11 protein-coding genes and 1 pseudogene are annotated in these 18,714 nt (G+C 32.4%); all 12 read right to left on the reverse strand.

Features of this window, described 5'->3' with window-relative positions; all coding sequences use genetic code 11:
* The coding region (locus GBO31_RS21800; RefSeq protein WP_219010672.1) for an alpha-amylase family glycosyl hydrolase at window positions 1-2,384 on the reverse strand (2,384 nt) is incomplete at its 3' end.
* 265 nt (window positions 2,385-2,649) lie between these two features.
* Complete coding sequence (locus GBO31_RS21805; protein ID WP_219010674.1) at window positions 2,650-3,276, reverse strand: class I SAM-dependent methyltransferase; 627 nt, start codon at window positions 3,274-3,276, stop codon at window positions 2,650-2,652.
* Between the two features lie 19 nt (window positions 3,277-3,295).
* Window positions 3,296-5,434: a DUF349 domain-containing protein gene (locus GBO31_RS21810; RefSeq protein ID WP_219010676.1), complete on the reverse strand. Its 2,139-nt coding sequence runs from the start codon at window positions 5,432-5,434 to the stop codon at window positions 3,296-3,298.
* Between the two features lie 140 nt (window positions 5,435-5,574).
* Complete coding sequence (locus GBO31_RS21815; protein WP_219010677.1) at window positions 5,575-6,303, reverse strand: shikimate dehydrogenase family protein; 729 nt, start codon at window positions 6,301-6,303, stop codon at window positions 5,575-5,577.
* A complete protein-coding gene (locus tag GBO31_RS21820; RefSeq protein ID WP_219010678.1) occupies window positions 6,300-7,328 on the reverse strand; it encodes a DUF368 domain-containing protein in 1,029 nt (342 codons plus the stop codon). Before GBO31_RS21820 ends, GBO31_RS21815 begins: the two co-directional genes overlap by 4 nt.
* A gap of 3 nt (window positions 7,329-7,331) precedes the next feature.
* A complete protein-coding gene (locus tag GBO31_RS21825) occupies window positions 7,332-8,297 on the reverse strand; it encodes a DUF368 domain-containing protein (RefSeq protein ID WP_219010680.1) in 966 nt (321 codons plus the stop codon).
* A 121-nt stretch (window positions 8,298-8,418) separates the two neighbouring features.
* Entirely contained in the window at window positions 8,419-9,816 is a 1,398-nt protein-coding gene (locus tag GBO31_RS21830) for a tetratricopeptide repeat protein (RefSeq protein ID WP_219010682.1), read from the reverse strand.
* 408 nt (window positions 9,817-10,224) lie between these two features.
* A complete protein-coding gene (locus GBO31_RS21835; RefSeq protein ID WP_219010684.1) occupies window positions 10,225-11,418 on the reverse strand; it encodes an aspartate aminotransferase family protein in 1,194 nt (397 codons plus the stop codon).
* Between the two features lie 85 nt (window positions 11,419-11,503).
* Window positions 11,504-13,387 (reverse strand): OstA-like protein, encoded by a 1,884-nt coding sequence (locus tag GBO31_RS21840; protein WP_246615949.1) that lies wholly within the window; start codon window positions 13,385-13,387, stop codon window positions 11,504-11,506.
* Window positions 13,388-13,552: 165 nt separating this feature from the next.
* Window positions 13,553-14,077: a hypothetical protein gene (locus tag GBO31_RS21845; protein WP_219010691.1), complete on the reverse strand. Its 525-nt coding sequence runs from the start codon at window positions 14,075-14,077 to the stop codon at window positions 13,553-13,555.
* Window positions 14,078-14,232: 155 nt separating this feature from the next.
* Window positions 14,233-18,036, reverse strand: coding sequence for a M48 family metallopeptidase (locus GBO31_RS21850; RefSeq protein ID WP_219010693.1), 3,804 nt, complete (start codon window positions 18,034-18,036; stop codon window positions 14,233-14,235).
* A 336-nt stretch (window positions 18,037-18,372) separates the two neighbouring features.
* Window positions 18,373-18,714, reverse strand: a pseudogene (locus GBO31_RS21855) (bifunctional NADH-specific enoyl-ACP reductase/trans-2-enoyl-CoA reductase); the annotation flags it as partial.

The raw sequence follows: 18,714 nt of genomic DNA on the forward strand, positions 1-18,714 counted from the left end.
CCTCCATTTGGAGACATGGATACAGATGGTGGTGTATTACCAGTTACTCTTGGATCTGTGTCATACCATACTCCATCCTCGTACCATCCATCTCTATTTCTGGTTAAGTCATCTGTTTTAGCACCACCATTATCATTGAATAACAAATTAGTACTTTCAACTCCTTCAAAGATATATTCGTACCAATCAGAATTATCGATTTGATTCATCTGTGGTCCAGGCCAGTTACTAGTTGGTAATACATCAGGAGATTCATCCCAATAATGTACATTAGCTTGAGACCAAGAAGAAGGTTTTTTGAAATATACATGCAACCCTTCAATAGGACCAATACTATAATTTTTCGTTAATACATCCGAAGCAACACCATCTTTGTCAAATGCAATAGCTTTAATTGTTGTTGATTCTGTTATTGTAAAAGCATTCGTATATCTCGTACTTGAGCTATTCGGATTTGATCCATCTAGTGTATAATAGATGTTGTAAGGAGCTCCAGCTCCTCCAACGCTTTCCATTGTAATTTGAATAGGATCTTCAGAACGTTCATTATTTGGATTTATAATCACTACTGGATTGCTTGGTCCGTTAACGCAATTTTCAAAGAAACCGCCACCGCAACCTCCAATTAATCCAGGACCATTAAGTACATAAATTCCTGCCGATCCAGATGTTACGGTAAAACTTAGTACTCCATTCTGAGCAGCTATCTCACGACCAGTTACAGCATCTCTATACAATCCATTTGTCATGCCAGAGATACTAAAAGAAGCATCTCCATCCTTAGCTAAACCAACAGCTACTTCACTGTTTTGATGAACTCTACGGTATGATACAGCATTTCCAGGAGCTTCTTTCCAGTCCCAACTTCCTTTTTGTAAAGCAGGAACAGCTCTTCGAATAGCGTTTAGTTTTTTAATATGCTGGTATATTTTGTGATTCGGAGCTTGATCCATAACATTACCATAATATGCTCGACCAGTTTTATCGATGGATTGTTCAATTCCGGCAGCATTGTGAATATCATTAAACTCTCCTGCTTTGAATCGCATTTCTGTTCCATAATATACAGTTGGGATTCCTCTCCAAGTAAACATAAAATTCATACAAGCAGCTAGATTCTCATCAGTACCACCATATCGTCTATTCCAATCATTATTAGGTCCAAAATCGTGATTATCTAACCATGTAATTAATGTAGAAGGATCACTATATAGATGATCATAACGAGCTGCAGCTTTTACCGTAGGAAAAGATTGCCCTTCTTCAAAAGTTCCATGAAAAGTAGCTTCACCAAAGAAATCAATTACTGCAAGATCTAAGGGAGCAGAATTATTTACTTCACCTCTCCATGTGTAGTAATGCGGATTTATTTCATCAACAGGATGTAACTCATGTCGTAGTTGTGCAACTTCTCCGAATATAAATAGATCAGGATTAATGGCTTTAAAAGCATCATAAAAATAAATGATGTCTTCTTTGCTCATATGTTTCACGGTATCCCAGCGAAATGCATCCACTCCCATATTTATAAAGTTAGCGTACGCATTTACAAGATAATCTCTGACTATTTGACTTCCTGTATTTAGGTCTGGAGTATCTCCTGCCAATGCTCGATTATGTAGATTTTCAATATCATCAAAACCTTGTGCAAATCCATTTCCTGAATGATGATACCAATCCGGATCAGAAGTGTCTACATAGCTTTCTTTACTAGGGAAATTAAAAGCAGAAAGATCTTGGTTATAAGGAGGTGGCATTTTTGCAAGATTTGCACGACTCCAAATTAATCCATCTTCAGGATTTGGAGTTAAACCGTCATATTCCCAATTAGGATTGTCTGGGGCAAACCAGGGTTTTGTAGGATCGGTATTATACTTTATTTCCGCTACGTCTTTTATACCAAAACGTCCAGCATGATTTGTTACAACATCTAATACGATTTTCATGTCACGGGCATGGATTTCATTAATCAAATCCTGAAATGTGGCACCTGGTGACTCTAAACGTGGATCTACTTTTGTGAAATCCCAAGCGTGATATCCATGATAATCTAGAGGACTTCTGTTATGTACAATAGGTGTGATCCAAATAGCAGTAAAGCCAAGATCTTTTATGTAATCTAATTTTTGTATCAATCCTTTAAAATCTCCTCTCCAGGTTACATCATTAGGATCTGTTATGGTTGGATTAATATTTGGATCAGGATTGTAAGAAGACCATTCTGTAGGCGCATTGTTGCTGGAGTCTCCATCAAAAAATCTAGTAGTTAGGAGAAAGTAAATAGTTTCTTCTCTAAAATCAGTTTGTGAGTTTACAAAATAGGAATTGAGTAAAAGGCTCCATAGACATATAATGCCTAAGAGCTTAGGTAGTGAGTTTTTCATAAGTTTTAGTGTTTGAATTGTGTCTTGTGTAAATTTTTCTTCCAGTAGAAGATGATGTTTAAATTGTCATATGTGTTTAAAATGTTTAATATTATTAATATAATGGTATTATTTTAGCAACAAAATTGATGATTAAGCAATTTAGGGAATAAAAGAGTATTAATAGAAGTAACTATCTACTCAAACGTTTTCGTGTTGATAAGATTTTGTGCTAAAGTATTTTAAACTACTTAAACTGAGTTTTTGTTAGATATAAAACAAGAGGTTATCTTTTAAAACTAATTAGTTTTTTTGAAAAACTAATTTCACTAAAATTAAACTTAGATTTTATCCAATGCAATGTTTCTCCTGTATAGAAAAAAACATGAGTTGGATCATTTTTATACCACCATGTATCAAAATCAATTGAATCATTGTACACATTGGTTTTGCAATATAAAGTTCCATTTTCCTTAAGAAGTGAGTACAACAAGGAAAACTCTTTATTAGGATTATGAAAATGTTCCATTACTTCACAACAAGCAATATAATCATAAGTTTGTTCTAATGCCTTTGAGTTAGGGTCAAAAAAGGGATCATAAGTATTAACTTGATATCCTTTTTTTTGAAGCATTGTAGTGATGACCGGACCTGTACCACTACCAAAGTCTAGACCGTAATGTTCTTGGTTATAGTTTTCGGTTATAGCATTAACAATTGGTGATACAAAGTTTTGATACCCAAGATCATTTACATCATTATTATGGATTTCATATCGTTCTTTTTCTTCTTTATCATTTAGATAATATGAAGGATCTAGAGATATGCCACCGCAATTATTACATTGATGATATACTCTATTATGTATTTCAGTAAATCTTACGGTATATGAGCCGCAAAGCGAACAATTCATTGTTGAATTTACAGTTACATTAGAGTTCTTTGATCTTCTTGAGCTTATTTTTCCAAACCTCAAGACTTTCTTTATGTTTTCCGATATTTTTTCTTACTTCTATTACTAAAGGATTTGAATCATCTGCATTTTTGAAGAACTGCAGGTTATTTTCTAGCTGTCGTATTTCATTATGAACTTCATCAATCTTTTTGCGAATGAAGTTTTGTTCATTGCGTAAAGCTCTGTCATCAGATTGATTTGCTAGCGAACTAAGTTTGTTTTCATACTTAATCATTTCGGTTTCTTGACGACTTAGATTTAGTTGTTCAAAAAATCCGTCTAAAACTTTATGATAATCAGCTTCTATATTTCTTTTCTTATAAGGAACTCTGCCTAAAGTTTTCCAAAGATTGATATTTTCTTTAATAGTATCTAGATCACTTTTAGGATCACCTGAAAGTTTTAATGCTTTAAGAGTTTCAATATGGGCAAGTTTTTTCTCGTAAGAAGCTAGCTCTTCTTTATTAGCTTCATTTTTTTCTGCATGGATTCTATCAAAGTAGAAATTACAAGCATCTTTGAATCTTTTCCATATTCTATCACTATCTTTTCTAGGTACATGCCCAATTTTTTTCCAGTCCGCCTGAATTTTTTTCATTAATGGTGTTGTAACTGAGAAGTCATCACTATCCTTATTATCCTCAGCAATTTTGATCAATTCCATTTTCTTGTTTAGATTATCGAATTGATCTTTTTTAAGCCCTTTGTAAAAGGCATTTTTATTTCTATTAAAATCTCGAACTGCACTTTTAAACTGGCTCCAAGTTTCTTCATTAGCACTTAAAGGTACTTTTCCAGCTTTGAAGAATTCTTCTCTCAAAGCCTCTATTTCTCTAATTTTTTGTTGCCAACCACTGTGATTTTTAGGATGATCAGAAGCGACTTCAACTATTTTGCCAATAATTCCTTGTTTTACCACTAGGTTTTGTTCATAAACTTTATCCTGAACCTTAAAAAATTCTTGTCGATTTTCATGGATTTGTTTGGTAAGTGCACTGAACTTCTCCCAAATGGGTTCTCTATATTCTTTAGCAACAGGTCCTAGATCTTCCTTCCACATTTTGTGTAGAATTTGTAATTCTCTAAATGCTCTATTTACATCGGTTTCTTGAGCCAGTTCTGTTGCTCGCTCAATAATTTTTAGCTTTTGCTCTAAATTATGTTTGAAATCTAGATCTCTAAAATCTCTATTTAGATGAAGGAAATCGTAAAAGTTTTCTGTATGGTGGTGATATGTATTCCATACCGTATTGTATTTATCTCTTGGGATAGGTCCAGCATTATGCCACCTTTCTTTAATCTCTTTGAAATGATTATAAGTAGAATTAATATTTTCTTCTACATTTAATAAACCTTTAAGTTCTTCTATAATGTCCAACCTTTTTTGAAGGTTTACCTGAAGGTCTTTTTTAAGGTTTTGATAGTATGCGTTTCTTTTTTCCTTGTAGTCGAAATACACAGAATTAAATTCTTTCTTCAGCGGTGTAGAGTAGTAGAAATCTATGATATTACCTCCATCTGCTAAGAACTCATCTTTTTTCTGTTCTACTTCTTCATTAAATTTAGCATTAAACTCAGTTTTAATCTCCTCTACATGTTCCTTAATGGCTTGGATTTTCTCATTCTTGATAAGACCTCGTAATTCCGATATGAGTTGATCTTTGGTCATTGCATGATAGTCTTTCTTTTCGATATCATGTCGCTCTAATTTGGCTTCATCTTCACTGTCCTTTGCAACCGCTTCATCCATTTCATTTTGGATTTCATCACTAGATTCTACCTTAACTTCATTGGTTTCAACTTCAGTAGAGCTTTCCTTTTCTGGTTCTGCCGAAACCATTTCATTTTCAGCTTCATCATTGGATTCAGGCTGATTTTCTCCTTCTTTCACTTCAGTAGTAACCTCTTTATCTTCAGAATTTAATGTTTCCTCATTTGAGGTTTCAATACTAGAAGTTTCTTCTTCATTTGTATTTTCTGATGCACTTACTTCAGATTGTGGTGTAGGAGATTCAGATACTTCTTCTGTGGTAGAGTTCTGTACGTTTTCTTCTAGAGATTTAGCCTTTTTCTCTTCATTTCCATCTGCCTGTGGCAGGTTATCATGTGTGGACATTGTATTAAATGTTTTTGTTTATCGGAGATTAACGATTGTCTAAGATACTAACATCTTATATAAACTCAAAGCAAATACTCCGTTTTAGGAATTCCATTTGTAGGAAAAGTATATTATTTGTTAGGAAGCATAATTGAAAATTATGAATTCCAGATTTCCCATGACTTTTCAGCTTGCAAAACAAGCATTTGTAGACCATTACTAGTTTTTGCTCCTTTTTCTTTACCTTTTTTCATAAAAGTGGTCTCCTCAGGATTATATATAAGATCATATAGTATATGATTTTCACTAAGGTGTTCAAACGGTATATCAGGATGATTTTCTATTTTTGGGTACGTGCCTAGCGGAGTACAATTAATGATTAGTTTGAAATCTCGAATGATGTCTTCATCAAGATCATTGTAACTAAGTTCATTAAAATCTGGGTTTCTAGATACAAAAGTGTATTTGATATCCAATTTATCTAAGGCATATGCAATCGCTTTTGATGCTCCTCCTGTTCCAAGAATTAAGGCTTTCTTTACTTTGTCATTAAGCAATGGTTTTAAAGACTCAGTAAAACCATAATAGTCACTATTATATCCAGTGAGCTTTCCATTTTTTTCAAACTTTATGACATTAACGGCTCCTATTTCTTTTGCTATTGGATCTAGGTTGTCCAAATAAGGAATGACTTCTTCCTTATATGGGATCGTTACATTCATTCCATTAATTTCCTTGTTTTGGATAACTTGTTTTAACTCATCGATAGTTTTTAGATCAAAGTTTTGATATTGATCGTTAATATTCTCTTTTTCGAATTTGTTGGAAAAATAATTTCTGGAAAAGGAATAGCCTATATCTCTTCCTAGTAACCCATATATACTCATGTTGGTTTGGTTTTTACTGTTTTTTCTCCATACCACTCTAACCATAAAACAATTCCTATACCCACAAGTACAAAGAAAAAGGCTATATAAGTAGAAGCTGTTGAAAGATCAGGAAGATATCTGTCATAATTATCAAGAATTGGATTGCCTTGTGCATCAATTAAAACTTCTCCAATCTCATTTTTTTTATACATTTTATATTTCCAAGGCCAAACAACACCTAAAGAACCTGTAATAAAGCCAATAATTGCGGCAAAAGTGGCATTTTTATAATGTTTTAAAACATATCCTAGAAAATGTGATAAAGTAACTAAACCAGTAATGGATCCTAAACTAAAAACGATAAGCACTTTTAGTAATCGTATTCTATTTGTATTTTCAGTAAAAGATAAATCCCATCGAATCAAATCTGCAATGGTGTCATATAATGCATTCACTGAGTCTACCAATAATAACACATAATTTCCAAATAGAATTAGAATAAAAGAACCTGATAAACCTGGTAATGTCATTCCGGAAACACCAACAATACCGCAAAAAAACACAAAAAACAGATTGTCATTTTCTTTAGCAGGTTCTAAAAGACTGATACTTATCCCAACGATAGTACCAATGATAATAAAGCAAATGTTACGTCTGTTCCAATCATCAAAATCCTTAACTATATAATAGATGGAACCGATGATCATTCCGAAGAAAGCTGACCAGACATATAATTCATAATGAATAATTAGATAATCTAGGATTTTAGATACACTAAAGTAGCTAATTAACATTCCTAAAATTAAAAGTGCTAAAAATCTTCCGTTGATATATCTCCAAAAACTGGAAAATCGAAAGTTTATAAATAGTTTAAAGGCTTTGAGATTTATTTTCTGTAAAGAATATATAAACTCCTCATAAAAACCTGCAACAAAAGCAACCACTCCTCCAGATACACCAGGAACTTTGTTAGCAGCTCCCATAGCCAAACCTTTGATGACTAAAAAAAACTTATCACTAAGCGTTCTGGTATTTTGTGCCATGAATTACTTCTCTTTTTTTGTTGCGAGTCGCTCTAATATAAGAATTAAAAGAAAACCAATAGTAACAAAAAGAAGTACCCAAATGATTCTTGGATCTCCATCATAATTAGCTGGTAAAATGCTCTTTTCTATAAATGGTACTTCGATTCCTTCAGAATTTGTCCTCCAAGAGAGTACTTGCTTCCATGGCCATAGTTTATTAAGAGAACCAATCATAAAACCAGTTAATAGTGCTAAGGTTACATTTTTATGCTTGTTGAACATCCAGTTTAACACTTTTGAGAATAGTTTCAAACCTGCTACTGCACCGATTCCTATAATTACAATTTTATAAAAAGCCTGCCATAATAAGTCGAAATTAAGTGTCGTAAGCCCTTCTCTAAATTGATTTAAAATACCAATAAACGTTTCATAAGCTCCTAAAATTAATAAAATAAAGGCTCCAGAAACTCCTGGTAATATCATGGCAATTATAGCGATGAATCCACAAAATAATAAGTACCAAAGACTTTCCGGTGAAGCCATTGGTTCTGCTATTGTAATGAAATAAGATGCAATTGCAGCTAACACTATACTTATAAAAACTTTAGGATTCCATGAAGTAATTTGTTTCCCTATATACAGAATACTTGCTAAAACTAATCCGAAAAAAAAGGACCATAAAAGCAAAGGCTCATTATGTAATAACCATTTAATTATTTTGGCTAAAGAAAGAATACTAATAGCAATTCCTACAAATAAAGCAAGAAGAAAAGAAAGATTATATTTTTGCCAAGTAGTACTGAAACCCTCCTTTTTCCAATCTTTAAAAAACGCAATATTTAGATTGTTTATGGTAGCGATTAGTTCTTCATATATACCAGATATAAAGGCTATCGTTCCTCCAGAAACACCAGGAACAACATCTGCCGCTCCCATTGCAATTCCTTTTAGTGAAACTAGTAAATAGTCCTTAAGACGTCTTTGCATTTTTTAGGTTTTACAGTGGTTATACTAACAAATGTATGTATTTTTTGTTGTAAAACATGCTGCAAATCTTAGGAAATTATAGTATTAAATTATATTGCTAATTTCCCAATACATAATACGATTATCTCTTATATTCTGAAATGATATTTTGAACCAAAGAAAGGCGGAATGTGGATTCAAACAATTCCTCCAACACAATAGAATATTCAGGATCTAACTCCAATGCCTTTCTAAGATGAAATTCACCTTTACTATATTCTTGTTGTTCATAATATAAGCCGGCTAATCGAAATTGAACTTCTGCATTTTCAGGATAAAACTCAATTGCTTGATGCATATTTTGAATGGCAGCATCAGATTCTCCAATGTATTTTAGAATATCTGATCTGTTTAGCCATGTTTCTAATTCATAGTTTCCTAACTCTAAAGCTTTTCGATAACCACGTTCTGCTTCTTCAAAAAATGCCAGTCGATTATTGATTTTTGCATATCGCTTCCAATAAAGTACATTTTCAGCATCGATACTGATTGCTTTATTTGTGTAATAAAGTGCTTTTTGATAATTACGTTTTCTCATGTAAAAATCGGTAATCGCGATCCATCCTTTGTCTAATAAAGGATCTTCATGAACTGTTTTCGAGAAATGTTGAATAGCAAGGTCATCACTACCTAATTTTTCGAAACATTTACCTATTCTTAATAACGCAAAAGAAGTAGGATCATCAAGCTCTAAAGTGATGCGATAATTCTCTATAGCTTCATTATAACGCTTCAGTTTTTCAAGAACTTTTCCTTTTTCTAAATATGCTCCTATAAAATATTCATCACTAATAATAGCAAAATCAAAAGCAGCTAAGGCTTTTTCATACTCTTTAATATCGAAATATTGTTTACCAACCTGATGCCATGCCACTTCGCAATAGGGGTTTTTATCTAAAAACATATTAAGATAAGAGATAGCCTCTTCATGTTGTTCTAGAAAATCAAAACAATAAATGATGTTGTATAAAGCCGAATAATCCTGATCATCCGCTTCTAAACATCTCATGAAATTTGTTTTAGCATTCTCAAAGTCATCCATGAATAAATATTCCATACCTATTAAGGAATAAACATCAGCCTCATCTGAAGTATATTGAAGCGCTGTAGTTAATAACTCGATAGCTTTTATATGATCATTTTGTTTCGAAAGTATATTGGCCTTTTGAATATAAATCTCTTCATTTTCGGGTTCCAAAGCATGAAGTTGGGCCAAAAGGAGGTCTGCCTTTTCCAAACGATCTTCAAAAACCAAAATTTCTACTTGTAGCAATTTTAGATTTACAGAAGAAGGATGTTGTGAAAGCCCTAAAGAAATAGCTTTTTTTGCCTTAGCAATTTTTCCGTTTTCCAGATAATGATGAATTATTGATTCGAATTCATCAGAATCAAAAAATTTAACATCATTAGATCTCAGCATAGACTCATATCGACTAATTGAGAAATTATTGTCTTCGAATTCTTCGTGGTTAAATTTCATCCGCTCGTGCTTATTTTAACTAATATCAGATGTAATTCGCATATTATATTTCTATATAGAAATTGGATCATATGTTCATTTCATCCACGTTGATTAAAGATGCTGAATAAATCATGAGCGTATTACAAACTTTTTTTGTCTTCCCCAACAAATAAGAGTAATACAAAATACTTTACACAATTTATTGCTAGCATTATTGATTTCCTCTGTACTAAAATTACAAATGAAATGCCATCATACTACTTCAGTAATCAATTGTTTTTAACAAACTAATTAACAAAATGTATACCATTTAAAAATGAATGGTTTAACATTCTGAATAAATAAGCCTATAAGTTCTATCGAATTGTGTAACGGGTGAGATAGTCTTTTAAATATAAGGAATTTATATGAATTAAACGGGAAAAATCAGTTGTTTTTTGGATTCTGGATATTGTTTAATATATCTAAGATAATTTGACATCCTTTCTTTATTTCCTCTGCGGAAATCGTCAATGGAGGTGTAATTCGTACTGCTTTTGGTTCAAAAAGTAACCAAAAAAGTATTAAACCATTATCCTGACATTGTAGTACAACTTGATTAGCAATATCAGAAGTAGTCATAATTAATGCGAGCATTAATCCTGTTCCTCTTACTTCTTTTATAAATGGATGAATTAATAACGATCTGATTATTTTTTCTTTTTCAAGAGTTTCTGACATTAAGTCACCTCCTGATATTTCCTGTAATGTTGCCAAAGCGGCAGCTGCAATGACAGGATTACCTCCAAAAGTGGTAATATGACCTAATTTGGGATTGTCCTGTAGTTGATTCATCATTTTTGAAGAAGCGGTAAAAGCTCCAATAGGCAATCCTCCACCCATTCCTTTACCCATTGCAACGATGTCTGGAACAATATCATAATTCTGGAAACCAAATAATTTACCTGTTCTACCAAAACCGGGTTGTATTTCGTCAAGTATTAATAGCGCACCAACTTCTTCACAACGATTTTTAACCTTTTTTAAATAATCCTTTTTTGGTGTAATAAACCCAGCACCACCTTGAATGGTCTCCAGGATAACTCCTGCTGTTTTATTGGTGATTAGTTGTATATCATCTTCATTATTAAAAGAAATAAATGATACATCTGGAATTAATGGTCTAAAAGCTTGTTTTCTTTCTTCGAACCCCATCACACTCATAGATCCCATGGTATTACCATGATAAGCCAGTTTAGCAGCGAAAATTTGACTTCTACCAGTTACTCTTCTTGCAAGTTTTAAAGATCCTTCAATAGCTTCTGTACCAGAGTTAGTCAAATATGTTTTCTCTAAAGGATCGGGTAGAAGGGAAGCTAAAAGTTTCGTAAGCTCGACAGCAGGTTGTTGGATATACTCTCCATAAACCATAACATGCAAATACTTATCCAGTTGTTCTTTAATTGCCTCTACCACTCTTGGATGTCTATGACCCAAACTACAGGCAGAAACTCCAGCAACAAAATCTAAATACTTTTTACCATTGGTGGCAAAAATATAACTACCTTCTGCATGCGATATCTCCATTGCTAACGGATGTGGCGTAGTCTGTGCTTGGTATGTAAAAAAATCTTCTTTCACATTCGCAAAGGTAAGTCAAACTAATTTGAGTTTGAAAAATCCAGAATTTTTAATTTTAGGTAGATTTAGATAAGAGAAAGTAGTATTAATTATCTTTTGTAATAGTATCTAATTGTTTGGCATTTTTTAATGTTGTAACTGTGATACTATCTCTTTGTCTGGCAGTTCGACTAAGATTAGGGTCTTCAAAGCTTACTTTATTAGATTTTTGATTGGATGAGGAAGTATCTTTTTTCTGTTTCGGTTTTAATTCCTTATCCAATTTTGGTTTGGCAGAATTATCTAGCTTTTCATTGGTTTCTTTCAATTCAGCATCTTGTAGTTTTTGTTCTAATAAGCGAGAACCTTCAGACTTGTTTTCTTCTAATCGTTTCAGCGTTTCTTCATCAAAGAAATCATCATCTTCTACGGGTAATGGTATTCCTTTTATTTTCGTTAGCTTAGGAGGAAGTTCTCCTCTAAAAAGATCTTTTTTACTAAGTATTTGTTCATCGCCACGCCATATGAAACCGGATAACTCTCTTGCATTTTCGGGTAAATCTATTTCTCTATATAAGGTGCCATCTATGTTTTGATAGTAGTACACATCAACAATCTCTCTTTGTTCTAGCAGTAGTTTGATAGAACTAGATAACACTTTGTTTATACCAATGAGTTTTAGTTCACCTTCACTTTCTCTTTGATAGAATATAGTTTCTGTGTTTTTATCAATATCTACCTGATAGATTTCATTATCCTTAAACAATCCATAGAGTATTTGTCCTTTTACTTGATTATATCCAGCTTTAAGAGTGTCTTCTTGAACTAAAAATGCATTCTGATATACAACGAGAGAGTCTAGTTTTTCTGTTTCGGTATTCGATATAATCTTGATGGTATCTCCTGTCATTTGATTTCTTTGTGACCATAGAATAGGTTTACCAATCATTTTGGTATATCCTGTGGTCTGATCCACATTAATAGAATCACTTTTTCCACTCATATTACTTTTGAAAATGCGAACATCATAAAATCCATTCATGATTCTATGTTCTGGTTTTCCAGTCACCATTAAGGTATCGCTATGAATATAAATAGAGTCTTTTTCCTGTAGTGTTGCTGCTAGAGCTCTTTTCGTTATAAATACAGAATCTTTGTCTTTAAAAACTTCAGCGTAATGACCAGTAATTATAGAGTTGTTTGCAGTATCTAGAACTTTTATATTATTTGTTGCAGATGCAAATTGGATGGCACTGTTGTAAAAAATACTATCCCCAAATACGGTTCGATTGTCATAATCTATTCGAGCATTTTTAATGGCATACCCTGTTTTTACTTTGGTGTCATAAAAGCCTCGTTCACAATATAGTGTGCTTTCTTTACCTTTTACAGTAGAAGGCCCATATAGATATGCATGACCATTCTCTGTATAATAATCCAAACGATCAGAATCGACAGTGTTTTCTGGGTTTACAATTTTCACTTCAGTATTAAAGGAATATTGTTTTCTATCCATAAAATACCTTCCGATCCTACTAGTCAGCGTATTAGAAGAATCTTTAACAGTTCCACCACTACGATAGTAAGCTTGTTGTCGAAGTCGATCAAAGAATAATGTATCTGTTGTAAGAGTATTAGAAGGAGTTTCTAAAAAAACATTTTCTCTAGCGTATGCAAATTTACTATTTCCATTATACTCTGCGTATGCACTCGTCATGGTTAAAGTATCTCCTTGCTTCATTTTTACATTTCCGAAAGCTCTTACAAACCTATCTTCACCATAGTGCACCGCCTGATCACACCATATCTCGATTCCTTCATGCTCAATAAATACCTGTTTATTAACTTTAGCCAGAATGGTAGCCCCTGGAAAACGTTCTTCGTTTTTAATAGTACGATCCGATTGAACCTTAATTTTTTTACTTTCTTGAGCAAATGTAATAGAGGAAAACAGTAGTGTGAAAACTATATAGAAAAATGTATTTTTCAAGAATCTATGATTTGTCTGCAAAATAACGAAATTTGTATGTAATGATTGTACGACTTCAACCATAAATACTTTCTAAATGGTGTTTTGTTGCATTTTTGATCGGCTCAATTATGCAATTTTTGAGTGTTGTTTTGTTATCGGATGTGTTTGAAGTTGTTTTTGGATTTATTTCTGTAACAAAGCAATCATTTTTTGTGCTCTTCCTGAAACTGATTTTCGCTTATCAGCGGTGAGTCTTTCCAAATGAGGGATGATCCAAGCTTTTAAATTTTCATCTTTTTTTGACCAGTTGGTTAGCGTATCCATAGTTTGATTTAATACGATCCAATCATTATGATTAGCAAGATTGTTTTTCATGATTTTCTTCGCAAACTGAATTTGTTCATTGGTCATATCTTTTTCCAATGCTTTAAATAATTGAGACAACGTCCATTGCGTCGAAGCTTGATCAATTTTAGAAATTTCTACTAAGAATCGGTCAATATAGGGAATTAGTAAAGTTTTTTGAGCTTTACAAATTCTTTTCATGGCATTGGAAGTTCTTAATCGAACAATTTCGTCATTACTGAAGTAACAGTTAAATAATTCGTTAAATAGTTCATTTTCCTTCAATACTTCTTCAACAACTTCAACAGTGTTACCAAGTGAGTTTGGATGCCCACCTTTTAATCGTTCCTCAAAACTTTGCATATTTATTATGATTTACAATCAAATTTATATTTATAAAAATATATAAAATTAGTATTCTAAACTGTCTGTTTTTTATGAATTTGAAGTACAAAACCAGCTGCATATACTTATGGAGCTGGTTTTAGATTATTTTATGTAGTTCTTTGAATAAAAGTCTAATTACCTAAAAAAGGTTGCTCATGAGCAAATAATAATTGATCCGCATTGTTCTTCCAATTTTCAGGTGCTTTAAATTTTGAAATGATATGTCCTAAGGCGTACATATATCCTTTGAAATAAACTCGTTGTTTTTTAATAATATTTTCGGCAGCTGCGTAATCTTTAGATTTTATAAATGTGATGAATTTATTAAGATCACTAGAAGAAACTCCCGTATAGTCTATTTCGCTTACAATTTTATCATACTCCTTTTTTTCTAGGATATTCCAAGCCAAAGTATACCAGATGGAGGAATTATTAATACCTTCTTCTTTATCTAATAATTTTACAGCATTTTTAATTTCATCTGAAGCACCTTCAGAGACAGCGAGATATCGAAGTACATATGGTTTAAATGTATTATATGCTTGAATAAATTGATATGCTTCATCTAATTTACCTTTTGAGATTAGCACGTATGCATAATAAGGGTCATTACTAAGTCTGTCGAGCCTTCCTTTATCAACATTCAAATAATACTCCAGATCTTCAGTGGTAAACTCTAATTGTAAAGATCCAGAGTCTTTTCCAATTTTTCTACGTACTCTTTCTGCATTTAAAGCAATAGCACTCTTAAGACCATTTATACTACTAGCCTGATTAAAAGCTTTAAGACTTTTTTTCCAGTTTTCGTTTTGGGCATAAATGTTTGCAGCTGCGTATGCTAACCAAGGATGTTTCGGCCATTTTTCATATCCTTCAACAAATGTTTTGTCTTGGTATTCAGAATCCTCTAGGCATCTCGTATTTAAATAATACAGATCGGCGCTATTCGTTTTTTGTTGAAAAGATTGTTGAATCTCATTACAGATTTTGTTTTTTTCATCATCATCGACCATATCCATTTTGGCTCTCTTGGCGATAATATCATTTCCTAAACGATTAATTCTTTTATCAATGATGGTATTAGGATCATCAACAAATTGTAATAAACTCATCCATGATAAAATATTATCACTATCTGCAGAATCCCATAGTATGTGTGTGTTGATTAGTTTTTTTAATTCAGTTGAGTCATTAATTAATGAAATCATATCATAAGGATTATCACTATAGGCTACCAAAACATCTTTTCTGGTACCTTCATCATCCATTTGAGGAGGAGTTTTTAAAATATAATCTGCATAACTATGGAACCATCTGGCAGATCCAATATTTCTTTGTTCAGGAACAGAACCATTTCTTGATCCATAATAAGCTGTATATTCAAAGAAAGCTCCAGAGTTTGCAACATTATAAATATATTCCTTGCCTGGAGAACCTGTCGATTCTGTGAAATTTTCGATGATTTCCCCTTTCGGATCATAAGCAGTAATACTATAATCGGTATTATGATCTACAGAAATTGTGTGATTGTCTTTTGCCTTTATTTCCAATTCCTTGTCTTCATTTATCATTATAGTTACATCCATCTCTAATCCATTATAAATAGTTAGATCTGTTGACTGAGAAAAGCTTCCTAAAAATAGAGCCCCTCCAATTAAAGTTATAGATATAGCAAACTTAGCAGTAGCTCCAAAAAAACCTTCGCCCAATATAAAACGATCCCATAATTTTAGTTTTCGTTGGATAGGTCTTTCATTACCTCTAGTTAGTAGTTTATATGTGTTGACAGTATTGATAGGAGCTGGTTGTGCTTTATTTATTGGAGTGTTATTTAAAAATGAAGTTTTGATTTCTTCTTCTATGTCTAATAAGTGTTCTAAAGATGAATTTCGTAAAAAGTTTAATCCATTTAGAGCTTCTCCCGCCCATCCATCTACAACTTCCGACCATTTACTGATATTATCACTTGTTGGTGAAGAGAGTTTAAATTCTTCAAAAAAGTCAGCAAAAGTCTCTTTGGTTGAGTTAGCCAAAAGTTCTTTGTTTAACTTTATTTCTTTACTTTTTTGAAAAGCCGATCGAATGGATTTGTAATAATCATTCCCCGAATTTACAATATCTGTCAATTCATCAGAGCTTATATTTCCATCTGCTAGCGCAATATTTACTACATTATGATATTTGCGTGCGGCATCCTGTATATCAGCTATTGCATGTTCAGAGTAATGCACTAAATTGCTGACTGATTTTAGATAATCACTCCAGCTGCTATCTAAATGAGTAGCAGCCTTATAATATGTTGATCGACATAAAGTATCATGTTTTTTAAGATCTTCTATGATTAATGATTCTTCTTGCTCTAGTTTTTGAAGAATTGTTTTAACATCCTTTCTTTTTATTTGTTCTCCTCGATGCCAGATTTCTCTTTTTTCAATGGTAATAGCCTCGTTAATAATTAGGTTAAGAGATAAAATTTCTTCTTTTACTTCTTTTAGCGCTTCTAGTTTTTCAGTAAGCTCTGATTGGTATATAGATTTGAAATTTGATGAGATATCATTTTTTGCTATTTCCATAGCATACATTTCATCAATGTCTTTGAAGCTTAACGTAAAGAATCTATTTAAAAAGTTAGATCGGTATTTTGGATCTAAAAAGGTCCAGCTAAAATATTCTTTATTTTGAAATTTTAAAGATTCTTCATCGGATATTACTTCTGATTCGACTTTTGCAGTAGCGATTAGTCTTGCTGTCATTTCTACTTCGTACTTCGTTGCATCTGATAGTAGAATTTCTGCCGGTCTTTCATCTATTGGAGCTGAAATGTATATTTTTTTAGCATTTTCTTCTCGATCTTTGTCTGCTGGATGTGTAGACCACATTTTAGGAGGATTAAAAGCTCTGTTACCAAACACTCTGTGTAATTCGGGATCGATATCGAGGACTTTTGGTGATTTTCCATACATTGGATCATCTAATACCCAGGACATTTTCTCTATATAATTAGTTTGTAGTTTGAACAAGTTATAAATAGCTTTCTTATCATCCAGTTTTGTATTTACAGTATTCAACGCATGATCATATGCTTCATCTGCAATTTGTAGTTTAGATAGCGCATGAATTAGAGCATCACTACCTGTAAGTGATACAGCAACCAAATCAGCTTGAAATTCCATTTCTCTAGATAACGCACGCTGAGCAATAATTACGACACTAAAACAGGTTTCAATCAATGAGCGTACTGCCCAAACCAAGATGGACAAAATCCAACCTATCCAGGCTATTCGAATATCAATACTTGAAATTCCTGCTAAGAAATTATCAAAGATATCACGTTTGTTAATGATTTGAACCGCGATTTGTTGTGCTACATAAACATACCTTCCTAGTAACATAGAACGTTGCGCAAAATGACCAAATTCATGAGCCAGTACAGCTTTAAATTCTCCAAGACTTAATACATTCATAAGTCCTAAACCTATTTCGAGGTTTTTCTTGGATGGAAAAATCAAATTTATAATAGATAAGTCATAAGATACACTAGCATTTACTCTAGGAGAAAGAAAAACTTTCTTAGGTCTTGGAGCTCCAGCTTCATCTGCTAATTGATACAGATAATCAAAAAGTATTGGCTCTTCTTTTTCTGTAATAAATAAGTCTAATGGATTTTTTTCTCTTTTATTAAAAATGAAAAGTGATTTTATCATAAATAAACAAAGGAAAGCATAACCACCTGCAAGTATATAATTCCAAAGAGCGCCACCTTCTAAAAAGGAATAATACGCTAATCTTCCAAACCATATGATTAGGGTAATGTATATGATTATGAATAACAATAACCCTAATACGGAAAGCCAAACAAATTTTTTAAAAGAAGAAGAAGGTTTAGTAAGTCCTTCTGGAATAGCATGAGAACTTTTAGAGTATAAACTTTTCATTATACGTAATATTTGACGGTTAGTTAAAATGAAACTTTACTCAATTAGAATTGACCTTACATATCAACACTCATTTTTTTGAGTTTTGATACCTAAGTAAGAGTAATGTTCTTAGGTAAGTGTCAAATACACATAAAATGTTACCTTAAGATTTTAAATTTTATATTTAAAATCAAATCTGGTAGGAGGCTTTAGCCCTTTGAACAGCTAAAGAAATATTGTTAATCTTATATGATATATAGAATTTGATATTGACTTCTAATACCACAAATAGCAGAAACATATCATGTTTTATAGTATATAGTAGTATTTAGAAGTTATTTAAAACTTTATGAGTTAGTTTTGTAATCCAGGGATTTCCACAATTTCATTTACATCTTCATCATAATCAACGCCATCTACTTTGAAACCAAAAAGGTTAAAAAAGTCGGTATTGTATCCTTCTAAATCTCCAATGCTACCTAAGGTTTCAGTGGTTGCACTATCCCATAACTCTTTTATCTGAGTTTGAATATCCTCTCTCATTTCCCAATCATCTACACGTATTCTACCTTCAGCGTCGGTAGTAGCAGGTACATCACTATATAGTCTTTCAGAAAATAGTCGTTGCATTTGCTCAATACAGCCTTCATGAACATTATTCTCTTTCATGATTTTATATAATAGGGAAATGTATAA

This window comes from Aquimarina litoralis (genome assembly GCF_019295435.1).
Lineage (GTDB): Bacteria > Bacteroidota > Bacteroidia > Flavobacteriales > Flavobacteriaceae > Aquimarina > Aquimarina litoralis_A.